A 16,028-nucleotide genomic window follows, 5' to 3' on the forward strand; every position below is an offset into this window, starting at 1 on the left:
ATCAGACCTCGGACAGCTCGGCTTCCTTGGACTTCAGCAGGGTGTCGACGCTGTCGGTGTACTTCTTCGTCAGCGTGTCGAGATCCTTCTCCCCGCGGTTGCCCTCGTCCTCACCGACGTCGCCGTCCTTGACGGCCTTGTCCATGGTGTCCTTGGCATGCCTGCGGACGTGGCGGATGGACACCTTGGCGTCCTCCGCCTGCCCGTGGGCGAGCTTGATGTACTCCTTGCGCCGCTCGGCGGTCAGCTCCGGCATCGTGATCCGGATGACCGTGCCGTCGTTGCTCGGGTTGGCACCCATGTCGGAGTCACGCAGCGCCCCCTCGATCGCCGACAGCGATGACTGGTCGTAGGGCGTGATGAGCAGGGTGCGAGCCTCGGGGCTGGCGAAGGAGGCGAGCTGCTGCAAGGGGGTCGGCGCACCGTAGTAGTCGACCATCACCTTGCTGAACAGGCCGGGGTTGACCCGTCCGGTGCGGATGCCGGCGAAGTTCTCCTTCGCGACCTCCACGGCCTTGTCCATCTTCTCCTCTGCTTCCAGCAGGGCTTCCTCGATCATGTCTCTTGAGCTCCTTCGTCGTCAGGGCGCGGCGTGCGCGTCCCGGTGGTCCAGGGGTCAGTCTCTCACTCAGGAAGTGACGAGCGTGCCCATCGGCTCGCCGAGCAGCGCGCGGGTGATGTTCCGCTCGCCGTCCATGCCGAAGACGAGCATCGGCAGGCCGTTCTCACGGCACAGGCTGAAGGCGGCTGCGTCGACGACCTTGAGGTCCTGCTGCAGCGCCTGCTCGTAGGTGATCTCGTCGAGCTTGTTGGCTTCGGGGTTGCGGCGAGGGTCGGAGTCGTAGACCCCGTCCACGCCGTGCTTGGACATCAGCACGATGTCGCACTTGATCTCCAGGGCACGCTGGGCGCTGACCGTGTCGGTGGAGAAGAAGGGCATGCCGGCGCCGGCACCGAAGATGACGACGCGGCCCTTCTCGAGGTGACGGATCGCCCGACGCGGGATGTAGGCCTCGGCGACCTGCCCCATGGTGATGGCGGTCTGCACGCGGGTGTCGATCCCCGCGTCCTCGAGGAAGTCCTGCAGCGCCAAGCAGTTCATGACGGTGCCGAGCATCCCCATGTAGTCCGCCCGCGTGCGGTCCATGCCCTGCTCCTGCAGCTGCGCCCCACGGAAGAAATTGCCCCCGCCGACGACGATGGCCACCTCGACGCCGCTGTTGACGGCGGTGGCGATCTGCTCGGCGATGCCGCGCACGACATCGGGGGCGACGCCGACCTTGCCTCCGCCGAAGGCCTCTCCGGACAGCTTGAGCAGGACCCTGCGATAGGCCGTAGGTGTGGTCTGGTCTGTCACGTGGGCGCTCCCTGAGTCTGGCTAAACGGCTGCGCCCGATCCTTCCACAGGTGTGCTTCGTTCGAAGACCCACCCGAGCACGACCCTTGTCGACGCAGATCGGGGTCACTATTCTTTCGGGACATCCACTCGGGCGAGGAGTCGGCATGGCACCAATGAACCCGGGTCGCGGGGCGATTGGTCTGCTGCTCGTCGCTGCCCTCGCGCTCTCCGGTTGCGCCGCCGCCGGCTCGACGGACGCTGCGACCTCCTCGACGTCACACTCCACCTCCTCCGCCAGCACCTCGCAGGGCACGACCTCCTCACGGACCTCGCCCACCAGCACGAGCAGCACCCCGACGACGAGCACGGCCCGGCCGGTGGAGGCCACGAGCACCACGACCACGAGCACGGCCTCGTCCACGACGCCAGCCGCTCCCGTCGGCCCCCAGCGCTGCGGGCAGGTCACCACGACCATCGGGGATCTGGTCACCGTCGAGATCATCGCCGCAGACGTCGACTGCGCCTTCGCCGTGGCCCTGTTGACCCGCTACTACACGGATCCCCCGTCCCCACCCCAGGGCAGCGGTGGATACGTCGACATCGGCGAGTGGAATTGCAACAGCTCCTCCTCGCAGGCCCCGGGCCGGGCCTCGACCTGCCGCACCGAGGCGGGCGGCCTGATCATCACTCATGAGCCGGCGTCCGCGCCGACGCCCCAGGAGCCGGCTGGAACACCTCCCCCGGCACAGGCGCCCTCGGACGGCCACTGCGCGCTGATCGACCAGCCGACGCTGGACCAGATGTTTCCCGACGGCGTGCAGGACGAGCAGAAATGCGCCAACTACATCGCCGGCGAGGGTGCCATCTACGAGGAGAAGCACGGCACACCCGGTCCATGACGAAGGGGGCCACGCCCGACGAGCGGGTGTGGCCCCCTTCGTGGGGTGCTGCGCGGGTCAGGAACCGACGCGGAAGCGAGCGAACTGCGTCGCGCTCGCACCGGCCTCCTCGAGAACGGTGGCGACGGACTTCTTGGTGTCCTTGGCGAACGGCTGGTCGAGCAGCACGTTCTCCTTGAAGAAGCCGTTGACGCGACCCTCGATGATCTTCGGCATCGCGGCCTCCGGCTTGCCCTCCTCCTTGGCGGTCTCCTCGGCGATGCGGCGCTCGTTGGCCACCGTCTCGGAGTCGATCTCGTCACGGGTGAGGAACTTCGGGCTGAACGCGGCGATGTGCATCGCGACGTCGCGACCGACCTGGCCGTCGCCACCCTCGGTACCCATGAGGACACCGATCTGCGCAGGCAGGTCCTGGCTGGTCTTGTGCAGGTAGGCCGAGACGTTCGGAGCCTCGACACGGGCAACCCGCTTGACCTCGATCTTCTCACCGATGGTGGCGTTGGCCTCGTCGAGGAGATCCTGGACGGTCTTGCCGTCCACGGTCGCCGCGAGCAGGCCCTCGGCGTCCGTGGCCCCGGACTCGATGGCCGCGGCCAGGACCTGGTCGGCAAGGGCGCCGAAGGGGGCGGCCTTGGCGACGAAGTCGGTCTCGCACAGGACCTCGACGAGGGTGCCCACGCCGGCCTCGGCCTTGGCGACCACGACCCCGTTGGAGGTGGTGCGACCCTCGCGCTTGGTGACGCCCTTCAGGCCCTTGATCCGCAGACCCTCGATGGCCTTGGTCTTGTCGCCGTCGGCCTCGTCGAGGGCCTTCTTCACGTCGAGCATGCCCGCGCCGGTGCGCTCGCGCAGGTCCTTGATGTCAGCGGCGGTGTAGTTCGCCATGTGTGTGCCGTTCTCCTTCTTCAGGAATGGACGAGTGGTGAGTGGCTCAGGCCTCGGGGGTGTCCGCGGCCGGGGTGGCGGGCGCGGACTCCGGGGACGTCGCGGTCTCGTCGGAGGCCGCGGTCTGCGCCGGGGTCTCCGACTCGGCGGGCGCGTCGGTGACCGGCACCTCGGCGGCGGCCTCGGTGGCAGCTGCCTCGGTCTCGGCATCGGGAACAGCTGCAGCCGGCGCCTGCTCGACCGCAGCGGCGGTCTCGCCCTCACCGGCGAGGAGCTCGCGCTCCCACTCGGCCATCGGCTCGGCGGATGCCTCGCCCTGGGTGGCGCTGCCGCCACCACGGGCCATGAGGCCGTCGGCGACCGCGTCAGCGACGACCCGGGTCAGCAGGGTGACCGAGCGGATCGCGTCGTCGTTGCCGGGGATCTTGTACTGGACCTCGTCCGGGTCGCAGTTGGTGTCGAGGATGGCGATGACCGGCAGGCCGAGCTTCTGGGCCTCGTCGACCGCCAGGTGCTCCTTCTTGGTGTCGACGATCCAGACCGCGGAGGGGACCTTGGTCATGTCGCGGATACCGCCGAGGGTCTTCTCCAGCTTGTCGTGCTCACGACGAAGGATGAGCAGTTCCTTCTTCGTGTAGCCGGAGCCGGCGACGGTGTCGAAGTCGAGCTCCTGGAGCTCCTTCAGCCGGGTGAGTCGCTTGGAGATCGTCTGGAAGTTGGTGAGCATGCCACCGAGCCAGCGGTGGTTGACGTAGGGCATCCCGACGCGCGTCGCCTGCTCGGCGATCGGCTCCTGGGCCTGCTTCTTCGTGCCGACGAACAGGATGGTGCCGCCGTGGGCGACCGTCTGCTTGACGAACTCGTAGGCGTCGTTGATGTAGGTCAGCGACTGCTGCAGGTCGATGATGTAGATGCCGTTGCGCTCGGTCATGATGAAGCGCTTCATCTTGGGGTTCCACCGGCGGGTCTGGTGCCCGAAGTGGACGCCGCTCTCCAGGAGCTGGCGCATGGTGACGACGGCCATGCCGAAGTCCTCTCGTCGTGGGTTGTCAGTTCTCTCCTGGTGTCCCGACCCACCCCACCCGGTCCGTGCGGACCGGGACTGCTGTGGTGCGCCCCGGATTCGGAGTCGGAACTCGTCACCCGGCGAAGGAACACGCGAATTCATCCAGACACACTGGATGTGCCACCCATCTTAGGCCCCGGCAGGACGAAGGAGGAAATCCCGCGCCCCGTCGAAGGTCCGGTGGCCCCTTCGTCCGTGGGCCGGGCCGAGCGGGCCCTAGGGTCGGGGCCATGAGTGATCCTCTTGTGGCCCGGATGCGCCCCTACGCCGAGACCGTCTTCTCGAAGATGTCGGCGCTGGCCCGCCAGCACGACGCGGTGAATCTCGGCCAGGGCTTCCCGGACACGGACGGGCCCGAGGAGGTGCTCCAGGCAGCCCGTCGCGCCATCGCCGCCGGGTACAACCAGTACCCGCCCGGCCAGGGCGTCCCCGCCCTTCGCTCCGCCATCGCAGAGCACCAGCACGACCGCTACGGCATCGACCTCGACCCCGGGACCGAGGTGCTGGTGACCTCGGGGGCGACCGAGGCGATCGCGAGCGCACTGCTGGCCCTCCTCGAGCCGGGCGACGAGGTCGTGACCTTCGAGCCGTACTACGACAGCTATGCCGCCGGGATCTCGCTCGCCGGTGGCGTGCAGCGCTGCGTGCCACTGACCCTTCCGGGTCCGGGCTTCGACCGCGAGCGTCTGGCCGCCGCGTTCTCCGAGCGGACGAAAATCGTCCTGCTCAACACCCCGCACAACCCGCTCGGCAAGGTCTTCACCCGGGAGGAGCTCACCGTCATCGCCGACCTCGCTCGTGAGCACGACGCGTGGGTGGTCAGTGACGAGGTCTACGAGCACATGACCTACGACGGCGCCGTGCACGTACCGATCGCTACTCTCCCGGGCATGGCCGAGCGGACGCTGACGATCGGGTCGGCGGGAAAGACCTTCTCGGTCACCGGGTGGAAGGTCGGCTGGGTCAGCGGGCCCGAGCGACTGGTCACTGCGGTGACGACCGTCAAGCAGTACCTGACCTTCGCCACGTCCTCTCCCCTGCAGCACGCGGTCGCCGACGCGCTGCGGCTGGGTCCGGGGATCCTCGAGGAGCTGACCTCGTCGCTCGCCCTGCGGCGTGACCTGCTCGTCGAGGGTCTCACCGCAGCCGGCTTCGAGGTCTCGGTACCGCAGGGCACGTATTTCGTCGTCGCCGACGCCGCGCCGCTCGGCGTCACCGATGCGGTGCAGTGGTGCCTGCAGCTGCCGGAGCGAGTCGGTGTCGTCGGCGTCCCGGTGTCCGTCTTCTGCGACTCCCCCGACGAGACGGCGAGCCTGGTGCGCTTCGCCTTCTGCAAGCACCAGGACAAGCTGCACGAGGCGTGCCGACGCCTCGCCGCCATGGGCTGACCGGCTGCGGCTGCTCGTCCACAACCAGACCGGCCGCAGCCCCTCGTCCACATCCGGCCCTGGTCGTCCCCGATCGGGTGTCGAGCCCGCGAGGCTGGTCCGCATGGCCGCCACCGCACCCCTCGCCCTCGCCCTCGCCGGCGCACTCGTCGGGCTCCCTCCCCCTCCCCCCTCGGGCCCGACGTGGTTGTGGCCCGTCGGCGACGGCGAGCGGCCTGCGGTGGCGGCCTCCTTCGATGCACCCACCGAGCGGTGGGGCCCCGGGCACCGTGGGATCGATCTGAGGACGGCGAAGGGGGCGGGCGTCACCGCGGTCGCGGGTGGCGTCGTCACCCATCGCGGGACGATCGCCGGCCGCGGGACGCTGAGCATCACCCACGGCTCCGGCATCCGCAGCACCTACGAGCCGGTGGTCAGCGACCTCGTGGTCGGTGACCGGGTACGACGTGGCCAGATCGTCGGGCACATCGGGGCCGGCGCGAACCACTGCGCTCCGCGTACCTGCCTGCACCTGGGGGCGAAGCGGACCGACGACTACATCGACCCGCTCCCCTACTTCGGCGCTCGGCGGGTGATCCTGCTGCCGGTGCCCTGACGAGCGGGATCAGGCCCGCGGGTGGGCCTGACGGTAGCTGTCGCGGAGCCGGTCGAGTGAGACGTGCGTGTAGATCTGGGTGGTGGCCAGCGAGGAGTGGCCGAGCAACTCCTGGACCATCCTCAGGTCGGCCCCTCCCTCGAGCAGGTGCGTCGCGGCGGAGTGCCGCAGCCCGTGCGGGCCGAGATCGGGGGCGTCCGGGACGTGGGCCAGCAGGCTGTGCACGACCTCGCGCACCTGGCGCGGGTCGACCCGACGACCCCGACGGCCGAGGAAGAGCGCGGGGCCGGAGTCGGACGTCGCGACGAGCGGGCGGCCGTGCTCGAGCCACTCGGCGAGCGCAGCGTCGGCCGGCTGGCCGAAGGGGACCATCCGCTCCTTGCGGCCCTTGCCGAGCACGCGCACGACCCTGCGGTCGCGGTCGGCGTCGTCGACGTCCAGCCCGGTCAACTCCCCGACGCGGATACCGGTGGCGTAGAGCAGCTCGAGGACGGCCCGGTTGCGCAGGTGGATCGGGTCCTCGTCGTCGGCGGCCACCGCGGCGACGTCGAGGACTGCGGTGGCTCCGTCCTTGGTCAGGACATCAGGCAGGGTCCGCTGTCTCTTGGGTGAGGCCAGCCGCAGCGCGGGGTCGGTCCCGATCCGCCCGGTGCGTCTCGCCCAGGCGAAGAAGGTGCGCACCGCCGCCGATCGGCGGGACAAGGTCGATCGTGCCACTCCCCCGCTGGCGAGGGTGCCCAGCCACGCACGCAACGCCACCAGGTCGATGTCGGCGAGCGAGCTGCTGCCGTCGGCGGCGCACCAGGTCAGGCATGCCCGCACGTCCCCGGCATAGGCACGCACCGTGTGCTCGGAGCGGTCACGCTCGCGGACGAGGTGGTCGGCGAAGGCGTCGACCGACTGCGCCACCCACCGCGGCGCGGGTGGCGGCTCCCGGGTGGATGCCGTGCTCACCCGTCCACCGTGCCACGCCCGGTGCCGGCGACGGTGGATGCTCACCGTGTCGGGCCACCACCCCGGTACCAGCACCCGTCGTCACCCTGGTGGGCCCAGCCCTCGAGCTGCATCATCGCCAGCCGTGCGATGACCTCCTCGACCGGCACGACGAGCTCGGTGGCGATGGCAGCGACGTCACTGCCTCGTCGGACCTCGAGCCGGTCGTGGACTCGCCGCTGGTCACTGGTCATCACGTCGGGAGCACGGCCCGGCCCCAGCAGCTCGACGGCCTCGGCCGGAGCCTGCCCCACCGGTGCCGCCAGGGCGAGCACCTCGTCGGCGTCGGTGACGAGGGTGGCCTGACCGCGGCGGATCCACTCGTGGCAGCCCGCCGAGGACATCTGGGTGACCGGCCCGGGCACGGCCCCGATCGGCCGGTGCAGGGCATCGGCCCAGCCCGAGGTGTTGAGCGACCCCGAGCGCAGGCCCGCCTCGACGACGATGCAGGCGCTGCCCAGGGCCGCGATGAGTCGGTTGCGGGCGAGGAAGCGGTGTCGTCGCGCGGTCATGCCCGTGGCCAGCTCGGTGATGACGACACCCGTCTCGGCGACGGCATGGACGAGTCGCTCGTGTCCACGCGGGTACACGCGGTCCGGTCCGCAGGGAAGCACCGCGATCGCGGGACCGTCGACCGCGAGCGCTCCCTGGTGGGCCGCCGCGTCGATCCCATAGGCCGCCCCGGAGACGACGCTCCACCCGTGCCGGGCGACGCCGGCCCCCATCTCGCGGGCGATGGCCTCTCCGTAGCCGCTGCTCGCCCGTGACCCGACGATGGCCACTGCTCGCTCCGCGAGGTCGCCCAGGCACCCCTGGCCGCGCACGTGCAGCAGATGTGGGGCGATGTCGGGATGGTCGAGGGTCCCGGGCCAGTCCGCGTCGCCGGGGATGACCACCCGGGCACCCGAGCGGACGGCCCTGGCCAGCTCACCGTCGACGTCGACATCGGGCACCCGGGCGCGGGCGCTCCCACACCGGGGCAGATCGTCGTCGACGAGCCGGTGCCACGCCTCGACGTGGCCGAGCCGCGCGATGTGCTCCTGGAGGGCGGAGGGCTTGTCGCTCACGCGCTCGCGCTGCGGCTCCAGCAGGCGCGACCACGCGACCCGCGCACGCCGCTGGTCGGGACCGACCTCCGCGTGGGCGCGAGCCACCTCGGCCCGGGTGGGTACCCGCTGACGACCGGCACTCATGCGGCCACCGCGCCCTGGGTGCGGTACATCAGGGCCAGTCCGACATCGTCGACGCTCGGGATCGTGCGTCCGTGCAGGTCGGCGCTCGACCAGGCCAGTCTGAGCACCCTGTCGTAGCCACGCAGGGTCACCTGACCCAGCTCGAGCGCACGATCGAGCAGTCGTGTCGTCGCCGACGGCAGGCGCCACGGAGCCCGCCTCAGCACGGGACCGGGGACATGGCTGTTGAGCTGCCAGCGATCCGCGGGCCAGCGTGCCGCCTGGGCGCTGCGGGCCTGCATGACCCGTGCGGCCACTGCTTCGCTGGAGTCGGGCGGATCCTCGCGGAGGTCGGCGAGGCTGACCTTGGGCACCTGGACCTGGATGTCCATCCGGTCCATGAGTGGTCCGCTCAGGCGTGCGGCATAGGCCCGACGCTCGGTCGGTCGGCATCGGCAGTTCAGTCCCTTGCCGAACCCCTCCCCGCACGGGCAGGGATTCGCTGCGAGCACGAGCTGCACCCGCGCCGGATACGACACCCGCTCACGGGCCCGGGCGACGACTACTTCGCCGGACTCCAACGGCTGGCGCAGGGCTTGCAGCGCGGACCCGGCGAACTCGGCAGCCTCATCCAGGAAAAGCACGCCATGGTGGGCCTGGGAGACCGCCCCCGGGAGCACCGCTGCTGTCCCGCCGCCCACGAGTGAGGGCACGCTGGCCGAGTGGTGCGGAGCGACGAAGGGCGGAGCGAGGTCGATCCCCGCGGGCACCGCGCCGAGCAGGGAGCGCACGGCAAGACTCTCGAGTGCTTGCTCCCGGGTGAGCGGCGGCAGGATCGTCACCAACCGCTCGGCGAGCATGGTCTTGCCCGATCCGGGGGGCCCGTTGAGCAGCAGGTGGTGCCCGCCGGCCGCGGCAAGAGTCAGTGCCGCCCGGGCCTCGTGCTGCCCCGAGACGTCGGCGAGGTCGAGGTGCCTTCCCTCGGACGCTGCCACGTGCTCCGGCGGGACGGATGCCGGTGGCGGCGGCTCCCCCTTCGCCAGTGAGCGGTAGCCGTCGACGAGGTCCTCGAGCGTGGCCGCCGTCGAGACGGTGATCCCGTCGACGAGGCCCGCCTCCGCGACGTCGCTCGGTGCGACGACGACCTGCGTGCAGCCTGCCTCCTGGGCGGCGAGGACCGCCGGGAGGATGCCGGTGACGTGCCGCAGGCGTCCGTCGAGACCGAGCTCCGCAAGGTGGACGATGGGGCGCACCGTCGCCGCGGGGAGGACCTCGCAGGCAGTCAGGGCCGCGACGGCGATCCCCAGGTCGAAGGACGTCCCGTGCTTGGGGATCGAGGCCGGCGAGAGGTTGATCGTCAGCTGCCGCTGGTTGAGGGAGTGCCCGGCGGCGATGGCTGCCGCCCGCACCCGCTGGGGTGCCTGGCGCAGCGCCGTGTCCGGCAGACCACCGATCTCGAAGGTCGGCAGCCCCTGCCCGCTGTGGCACTCGACGTCGACGACCCGACCGGTGATGCCGCGCAGGGCGACCCCGCGGGTCACCCCGATGCTCACTGCCCCACCCCGGCGCGATGGTCGACCGAGTAGGTGCCGTCGGGGTGCTGCAGCAGGGCGACGATGTCGAGGCGCACGCACGGCGCGGACATGCAGTGATCGGCGAGCCAGCACCCGGCGAGGCGACGCAACCGGGCCAGCTTCGCCCGCGTGATCGCCTGGATCGGGTCACCGAAGGCTCTCGTGCGGCGGGTCTTCACCTCGCACACGACCACCGTGTCACCGTCGCGCAGGACGAGGTCGATCTCGCCCTCGCGACAACGCCAGTTGCGGTCCAGCAGGACCATCCCGCGATCGGTGAGGTACTGCTGCGCCATGTCCTCGCCGGCCACTCCCAGAGCCGCTCGTGCGGATGCTTGCTCGGTCATCTCGACCACCTCCAAGCACAGTCAAGTGACACGCAGGAGCAGGCGTGCCCTCCCTTCGCCACCTGTGGATGAGCGCCGGTGCCGCCCCGGGGTTGTGGACGCCGTCGGCGCCGTCAGTCGTCGACGCCGCGCGCGGCCAGCGCCTCGCCGGTGGACTGGGCGCGTGCGACCACGCGGATCACCAACGGCACCAGTCGGGCCCGGGGACTGCGCGTCATCCCCCGGGCGAGAGCAGCCTGCCTGGTCTCCTCGGCAACCTCGAGGGTGCTCGGGATCGCGCGAATCATCAGGGAGAAGGTCAGTGCCGCGCGCCCCGGATCCGCGCCGAAGCGACGCAACGGCATGAGCGCGCCGGTGACGGTGTCGAGCATGTCGTCGACCGAGGTGGTCCGGGTGAGCACGGAGGCGAGCAGGACCAGGGCCAGCAGGTCACCGATCGAGTCGACCGCACGCTCCCACCCGTGCTGCCAGACCAACCAGCCCCCGAGCAGCACCGCCACCACGAGGACCCCACGCAGGGTCCTTGCCGCCCCGCGCCACCCGATGCCGGACGCGAGTGCCAGGGCGAGGGCCACGAGCACGGCAGCAACGGCCAGCGGCGGCCAGCGGACCGCGACGAGCAGTACCGCGCACCCGCACAGCCCGAGCAGCTTGGCGCCCGGACCGAGTCGGTGCAGCCAGGTGCTGCCCGGGCGGTAGTCACCCAGGAGTGCGGGCGTGCTCATCCCGCCACCGCCAACGCACGGTACCGCTCGACCGTCTCCTCGGCCGGTCCGTCGTGGACCACTCGCCCGGCATCGATCACCAGCACCCGGTCACAGCGCCGGGCCAGGTCCAGGTCGTGCGTGACCAGCACCAGCTGCTGCTCGAGGGAGAGGAGTAGGTCGCCGACGTGCAGGCTGTTACGCAGGTCGAGGAGCGTGGTGGGCTCGTCGGCCACCAGCACCGACGGCGACGTCGCGAGGACCCCGGCCAGGGCGAGCAGCTGGCGCTGGCCCCCGGAGAGGGTGTGCACGCTCTGGTCACCCCGTCCGGCCAGGCCGAAGGCGTCCAGCGTCGCCAGGGCAGCGGCACGGCGGGCCGCCTTGTCCCGATGGGTACGGCGAAGGGAGAGAGCCACGTCCTCGGCGGCGGTCGGCATCACCAGCTGCGCGGCCGGGTCGGAGAAGACGAAGCCCACCCGTCGACGCACTCGGGCGCCGTCGCCGGCGACGTCGAGCCCGTCGACGAGCACCTGCCCGCTGCTGGCCGGGACCAAGCCGTTGAAGAGGCGCGCCAACGTGGACTTCCCGGAGCCGTTGGCCCCGACCAAGGCGATGCGCTGCTCAGTCAGCTCGAGCGTGGTGGGATGCAGGACCATCGGCCCGTCGGCCGTCGGGCGCACCGCTGCGGAGCGCAGCTGGAGGTGGCTCACGCCCCGACGTGGGTCTGCTGCGCACCGGCGCCCCGGGGCGCCGCGGCAAGCTGTCGGTGGAGCAGGGTCGGGAAGGCGCGGTGGACGGCGGTGGCAACGAGCGCCATCAGCACGTTCTTGAGCACGTCCCCGATCCAGAAGATCTTGTCCGTGTCGAAGGCCTGCGCCCAGGTCATGTCGGCGCGCAGCACCAGACCGGCCATCCCACAGGTGTGGATGAACAGCGCACTGGAGAGCAGCCCGGCCACGAAGACGGCGGGGATGCTCGTGGCTCCCAGACGCCGCGGCAACCGCTCGACGATGAAGCCGCACATTGCCGCGGCGAGCGGGAACCCGATGAGGTAGCCGGCGCTGGGCCCGGCCAGGACGCCCAGTCCCCCTGCCCCGCCGGAGAAGACCGGGAGTCCTGCGGCACCGACGACGATGTACAGCAGCACCGCCAGGAATCCGCGCCTGGCCCCCAGCACGGCGCCGCACAGCAGCACCGCGAGGGTCTGCAGAGTGATCGGGACCGGTCCGGCGACACTGATCGCGGGCAGGATCGCGGCCACGGCGACCAGCGCGGCGAAGGCGGCGACGAGAGCCAGGTCGGTGGAGGTCGAGCGGGGGCGGCGGGCCATGGGTGTCCTCGGGTGGTCGTGACGCGCGACTGAACGGCGTTCATTTCAGGTGAACAGCGTTCAGGTTAGAGCGAGGGTCACGCCTCGTCAACACGACCACGGACGACGTGCGTCAACGCGTCAGAACGGGCTCTCCGGCACCTCGAGCTCGGGCTTCGCCAGCTCCTCGACGTTGACGTCCTTGAAGGTGACCACCCGCACCTGCCGGGCGAAGCGCGCGGGACGGTAGATGTCCCACACCCACGCGTCCTCCATCGTCACCTCGAAGTAGACCTCGACGCCCTCTCCGCGAACCTTCACGTCGACGCTGTTGGCGAGGTAGAAGCGCCTCTCGGTCTCCACGACGTGGCTGAACAGGTGGACGACGTCGCGGTACTCCCGGTAGAGCGCGAGCTCCATCTCGGTCTCGTACCTCTCCAGGTCCTCCGAGCTCACTGCGGTCTCCCTTCGCCGACCAGATCGCCGACAGGTCGGGTGACGACGTCCGCACCATCATCCACGACGACGACGGGCACCGCGGGGCCCACCCCGGGCAACGACCAGGAGCGGCGGTGGTGGTCACAGGCGCCGTGCACGGACAGGGCGTCCATGTGGGCACTGGCCGAGTAACCCTTGTTGTCGGCCCAGCCGTAGTGCGGGTGCTCACGGTCGAGCTCGGCCATCATGCCGTCGCGTTCCACCTTGGCCAGCACGCTCGCGGCAGCCACCGAGCTGCACCGCATGTCACCCTTGATCATCGTGCGCACCGGCGGGGTCGCGGTCCCGGTCATCTCGGCGAAGAGCCCGACCTGCTCGGGGTCGGTGAGCCAGTCGTGGTTGCCGTCGAGGAGCACGAGGTCCGGCACGAGGCCGAGATCGGCCAGCGCACGTGTCCCGGCCAGGCGCAGGGCGGCGATGATCCCGATCTCGTCGATCTCACCGGGCATCGCATGGCCGACGGCATGGGCGCGGGCCCAGCGGATCAGCCGCGGGGCCATCCGCTCGCGGGCCGCCGCCGTGAGCAGCTTGGAGTCCTTCACGCCGGTGGGTGCGCTCGGGCTCGTCTCGTCGATGACCACGACCCCGACGCTCACCGGACCGGCGAGCGCGCCACGGCCGACCTCGTCCATCCCGGCGATCACCTGGTGCCCGGCCCGCTGCAGCTCACGCTCGAGGCGCAGACTGGGCCGGGAGGACCGCGGGGTGCCGGGGCGGGTCATCGGGTCGACGGGACCTCACGGGCGGCCATGCCGACAGCCCTGTCGCCCGGATCCGGCACGTCGTCGAAGACGTCGTCGTGGTCGGAGAGGCGGCCGATCCGGTTGAGTGGCCACACCGTCACCACGGCCTTGCCGACGACGAGGTCGATGGCCACGGAGCCCTCGGCGCCGGTTCCGCCCGGATCGTGGTAACGCGAGTCGGACGAGTCCCCGCGGTTGTCACCCATGACCCACAGGCGCCCCTCGGGAACAGTGATGTTGAATTCCTGGTGGTTCTCGTCCGCGCTGGGCCTGAGGTAGACCTGCTCGTCGATCGCCGTGCCGTTGACGAGCAGGTGGCCCTCGGCATCGCAGCACTGGACGTGGTCGCCCGGCAGACCGATCACGCGCTTGATCAGGTGCCCCTCGGAGGTATCGGGCAGCAGCCCGACGAACATCAGGGCGTCGCGCACGCCGTTCAGCGCCGCACCGCGGTTGACCTCGGGGACGGGGTCGAGCCAGCTGCCCGGGTCGTCGAAGACGACGATGTCGCCACGATCGATGTCGACGAGTGTCGGGGAGAGCTTCGAGACGACGACGCGGTCACCCACGAGCAGCGTGTCCTCCATCGACTCGCTCGGGATGAAGAAGGCCTGGATGAGGAAGGTCTTGACGATGAAGGAGAGCACGAGCGCCATCGCGAGGACGACGACGACCTCCTTCACCGCGGAACCGAGCCTGGCGCCGAACCCCTGCCCATGGCGCGCGCGTTCGGCGCGGGCTCGCTCCCGTTGCGCTTCTTCGGCCTCCGCGCGTGCCGAGTCGGGGTCGTGTGCCACTGGTCTCTTCCTCTAGTGCGCCCGGGGACCGGGCGTGGTCCCCTCCAGTATCGCTGCTCGTCCGCCGCAGGTGTGCACCGGAGGCTTGTGTGTCGTCGTGTCGTCCGGCCTCAGTCGCCGAGGCCACCGGTGCGAGCGAGCGGCCAGTAGCGCCAGACGACGTGTCCGACGACGTCGTCGAGCGGGACCATGCCACCTCCCGGGTCGCCCAGGTGACTGCGCGAGTCGGCCGACTCCGAACGGTTGTCGCCGAGGACGAAGAGCCGCTCGGGAGGCACACCCACGTCGAAGGGGGTCTCGCACGGCAGCTCGCCGGGGGCGAGCCACGGCTCGGCGGCCGGCTCTGCGTTGACGACCAGTCCCCCGTCCGGCGTGCACGAGACGGTGTCACCGCCGACGCCGACGACCCGCTTGAGGTAGTCCTGCTCCCCCAGGTCGATGGACACGGTCGACGCACCGGCCGAGAGTGCTCGGCCGAGGCGTCCGCGGGGCACCGAAGGGTCACTGACCCCGCCCGCGAACGTCGTCGTACCGTCGAAGACGATGACGTCGCCACGCTCGACGGCCCCTGCACCGATCTTGGTCACGACGACGCGGTCCCCGGGTCGGATCGTCGGCTCCATCGAGCCGCTGGGGACGTGGAAGGACTGGATGACGAAGACCCGCAGCAGGACCAGGAGCAGAACGCCGACGCCGACCTCGAGCAGGAGGCGTCGGGCCGGACGCGAATCGACCCCCGCCGGGTCCCCGGCGGGGGTCGATTCGTCCGCGTCCGCGGCGGGGTCGCTCGCCATCGAGGTCAGCCGACGACCCGCCGGCGGTGCGGCGACGTCACTTCGAGGGGGTCTCGCGCTTCTCGCGGATACGGGCGGCCTTGCCCTTGCGGTCACGCAGGTAGTACAGCTTCGCGCGACGCACGTCGCCACGGGTGGCGACCTCGATCTTGTCGATCACGGGCGCGTGCACCGGGAAGGTGCGCTCGATGCCGACGCCGAAGGAGGTCTTGCGGACAGTGAAGGTCTCGCCGACGCCACCGCCGTGGCGACGGATGACGACGCCCTGGAAGACCTGGATACGCGAACGGCTGCCCTCGATGACCTTCACGTGCACCTTGACGGTGTCACCGGCGCGGAACTCGGGGACATCATCCCGGATGGAGGCCTTGTCGATCTCGTCGAAACGCTGCATGGCGTTGTCGCTTCCCGCGAACGCCACAGGTCGTCCGCCCTCGTCAGTAGTGTGGAGGTCGTGCTCACCGCCGCGTGCGGTCCCGGACCACTGGAGGGTGGTCGTGAGCCCGCACTCCCCCTGTGGCAGGGGCGGTGTCATGAGCGCGATGACCAAGTCTGCCAGAGGACGTGCGTGACCAGAAATCGAGCAGCCGTCGAGACACTCGAGGGCGACGGCAACCCCGTCGTCCGCTCGATCGGCGTCCTCCTCACCCTCGTCCTCCTCGTTCCGGCCGCGGCCGTGTTGGCCGCCAGGGCCCGGGACCTGGTCGGCATCGAGCGGTCGGGGCTCCCGGGCTGCACCGGAGCGGAGGCTTTCGGCCCGGTGCTGCAGGCCGGCCTGCCCGTGGTCTTCCTGCTCCTGGTGATCCCGGGCGCGCTGCTCTCCCTCGGGCACCGCGCGCGGGGCTGGATCTGGCTGGTCCTCGCCCTCGCAGCGACAGTGGTCGTCGAGGTCGTGCTGCGCACCTGGCTGCCCGCCTGCCTGTAG

Annotated in this window: 20 protein-coding genes; 4 read left to right on the forward strand and 16 right to left on the reverse strand. The window is 70.8% G+C overall.

Annotated features, from left to right (window positions below; genetic code table 11):
• Position 1: 1 nt before the first annotated feature.
• Together frr and pyrH are read right to left on the reverse strand one after the other, a co-directional pair.
• Positions 2-559, reverse strand: a complete 558-nt coding sequence (gene frr, locus BJY20_RS02810) for a ribosome recycling factor (RefSeq protein WP_185990133.1) — start codon at positions 557-559, stop codon at positions 2-4.
• 69 nt (positions 560-628) lie between these two features.
• Entirely contained in the window at positions 629-1,357 is a 729-nt protein-coding gene (gene pyrH / locus BJY20_RS02815; RefSeq protein ID WP_185990134.1) for a UMP kinase, read from the reverse strand.
• A 146-nt stretch (positions 1,358-1,503) separates the two neighbouring features.
• On the opposite strand from pyrH, the gene BJY20_RS02820 reads away from it, so the two are divergent.
• Positions 1,504-2,238 carry a hypothetical protein gene (locus tag BJY20_RS02820; RefSeq protein WP_185990135.1) on the forward strand — a complete coding sequence of 245 codons (735 nt, stop codon included), beginning with the start codon at positions 1,504-1,506 and terminating at the stop codon, positions 2,236-2,238.
• A 57-nt stretch (positions 2,239-2,295) separates the two neighbouring features.
• On the opposite strand, the gene tsf is transcribed toward BJY20_RS02820, so the two are convergent.
• Positions 2,296-3,123, reverse strand: coding sequence for a translation elongation factor Ts (gene tsf / locus BJY20_RS02825; protein ID WP_185990136.1), 828 nt, complete (start codon positions 3,121-3,123; stop codon positions 2,296-2,298).
• 46 nt (positions 3,124-3,169) lie between these two features.
• Positions 3,170-4,147, reverse strand: a complete 978-nt coding sequence (gene rpsB, locus BJY20_RS02830; RefSeq protein ID WP_185990137.1) for a 30S ribosomal protein S2 — start codon at positions 4,145-4,147, stop codon at positions 3,170-3,172.
• Between the two features lie 272 nt (positions 4,148-4,419).
• Between rpsB and BJY20_RS02835 the strand changes: the two genes are divergently transcribed.
• On the forward strand, positions 4,420-5,577 hold the full coding sequence (locus BJY20_RS02835; RefSeq protein ID WP_185990138.1) for a pyridoxal phosphate-dependent aminotransferase: 1,158 nt from the start codon (positions 4,420-4,422) through the stop codon (positions 5,575-5,577).
• 103 nt (positions 5,578-5,680) lie between these two features.
• Positions 5,681-6,172: a murein hydrolase activator EnvC family protein gene (locus BJY20_RS02840; protein WP_185990139.1), complete on the forward strand. Its 492-nt coding sequence runs from the start codon at positions 5,681-5,683 to the stop codon at positions 6,170-6,172.
• Between the two features lie 9 nt (positions 6,173-6,181).
• Here BJY20_RS02840 and BJY20_RS02845 read toward each other — a convergent pair whose 3' ends face one another.
• The 12 genes from BJY20_RS02845 to rplS all read right to left on the reverse strand — a co-directional run bounded on the left by BJY20_RS02845 (position 6,182) and on the right by rplS (position 15,497).
• On the reverse strand, positions 6,182-7,126 hold the full coding sequence (locus tag BJY20_RS02845) for a tyrosine recombinase (RefSeq protein WP_185990140.1): 945 nt from the start codon (positions 7,124-7,126) through the stop codon (positions 6,182-6,184).
• Positions 7,127-7,167: 41 nt separating this feature from the next.
• Entirely contained in the window at positions 7,168-8,358 is a 1,191-nt protein-coding gene (gene dprA / locus BJY20_RS02850) for a DNA-processing protein DprA (RefSeq protein WP_185990141.1), read from the reverse strand.
• Positions 8,355-9,890: a YifB family Mg chelatase-like AAA ATPase gene (locus BJY20_RS02855; RefSeq protein ID WP_185990142.1), complete on the reverse strand. Its 1,536-nt coding sequence runs from the start codon at positions 9,888-9,890 to the stop codon at positions 8,355-8,357. Before BJY20_RS02855 ends, dprA begins: the two co-directional genes overlap by 4 nt.
• Complete coding sequence (locus BJY20_RS02860) at positions 9,887-10,258, reverse strand: YraN family protein (RefSeq protein WP_185990143.1); 372 nt, start codon at positions 10,256-10,258, stop codon at positions 9,887-9,889. Before BJY20_RS02860 ends, BJY20_RS02855 begins: the two co-directional genes overlap by 4 nt.
• Before the next feature lie 113 nt (positions 10,259-10,371).
• Positions 10,372-10,983, reverse strand: coding sequence for an energy-coupling factor transporter transmembrane component T family protein (locus BJY20_RS02865; RefSeq protein ID WP_185990144.1), 612 nt, complete (start codon positions 10,981-10,983; stop codon positions 10,372-10,374).
• Entirely contained in the window at positions 10,980-11,672 is a 693-nt protein-coding gene (locus BJY20_RS02870; RefSeq protein ID WP_425484113.1) for an energy-coupling factor ABC transporter ATP-binding protein, read from the reverse strand. The genes BJY20_RS02865 and BJY20_RS02870 overlap by 4 nt, the downstream gene beginning before the upstream one ends.
• Entirely contained in the window at positions 11,669-12,292 is a 624-nt protein-coding gene (locus tag BJY20_RS02875; RefSeq protein ID WP_185990145.1) for a biotin transporter BioY, read from the reverse strand. Before BJY20_RS02875 ends, BJY20_RS02870 begins: the two co-directional genes overlap by 4 nt.
• A gap of 120 nt (positions 12,293-12,412) precedes the next feature.
• Positions 12,413-12,727, reverse strand: coding sequence for a DUF2469 family protein (locus BJY20_RS02880; protein ID WP_185990146.1), 315 nt, complete (start codon positions 12,725-12,727; stop codon positions 12,413-12,415).
• Positions 12,724-13,491 carry a ribonuclease HII gene (locus BJY20_RS02885; RefSeq protein WP_185990147.1) on the reverse strand — a complete coding sequence of 256 codons (768 nt, stop codon included), beginning with the start codon at positions 13,489-13,491 and terminating at the stop codon, positions 12,724-12,726. Before BJY20_RS02885 ends, BJY20_RS02880 begins: the two co-directional genes overlap by 4 nt.
• A complete protein-coding gene (lepB, locus tag BJY20_RS02890; protein ID WP_185990148.1) occupies positions 13,488-14,309 on the reverse strand; it encodes a signal peptidase I in 822 nt (273 codons plus the stop codon). Before lepB (BJY20_RS02890) ends, BJY20_RS02885 begins: the two co-directional genes overlap by 4 nt.
• 110 nt (positions 14,310-14,419) lie before the next feature.
• On the reverse strand, positions 14,420-15,103 hold the full coding sequence (gene lepB / locus BJY20_RS02895; RefSeq protein WP_185990149.1) for a signal peptidase I: 684 nt from the start codon (positions 15,101-15,103) through the stop codon (positions 14,420-14,422).
• A 37-nt stretch (positions 15,104-15,140) separates the two neighbouring features.
• Positions 15,141-15,497 carry a 50S ribosomal protein L19 gene (gene rplS / locus BJY20_RS02900; RefSeq protein ID WP_185990150.1) on the reverse strand — a complete coding sequence of 119 codons (357 nt, stop codon included), beginning with the start codon at positions 15,495-15,497 and terminating at the stop codon, positions 15,141-15,143.
• A 174-nt stretch (positions 15,498-15,671) separates the two neighbouring features.
• Here rplS and BJY20_RS02905 point away from each other — a divergent pair, with 174 nt between their 5' ends.
• The gene (locus BJY20_RS02905) at positions 15,672-16,028 is read left to right on the forward strand and encodes a hypothetical protein (RefSeq protein WP_185990151.1); all 357 of its coding nucleotides are present in this window, start codon (positions 15,672-15,674) and stop codon (positions 16,026-16,028) included.

It is taken from the genome of Janibacter cremeus (assembly GCF_013409205.1).
Taxonomy (GTDB): Bacteria; Actinomycetota; Actinomycetes; order Actinomycetales; family Dermatophilaceae; genus Janibacter; species Janibacter cremeus.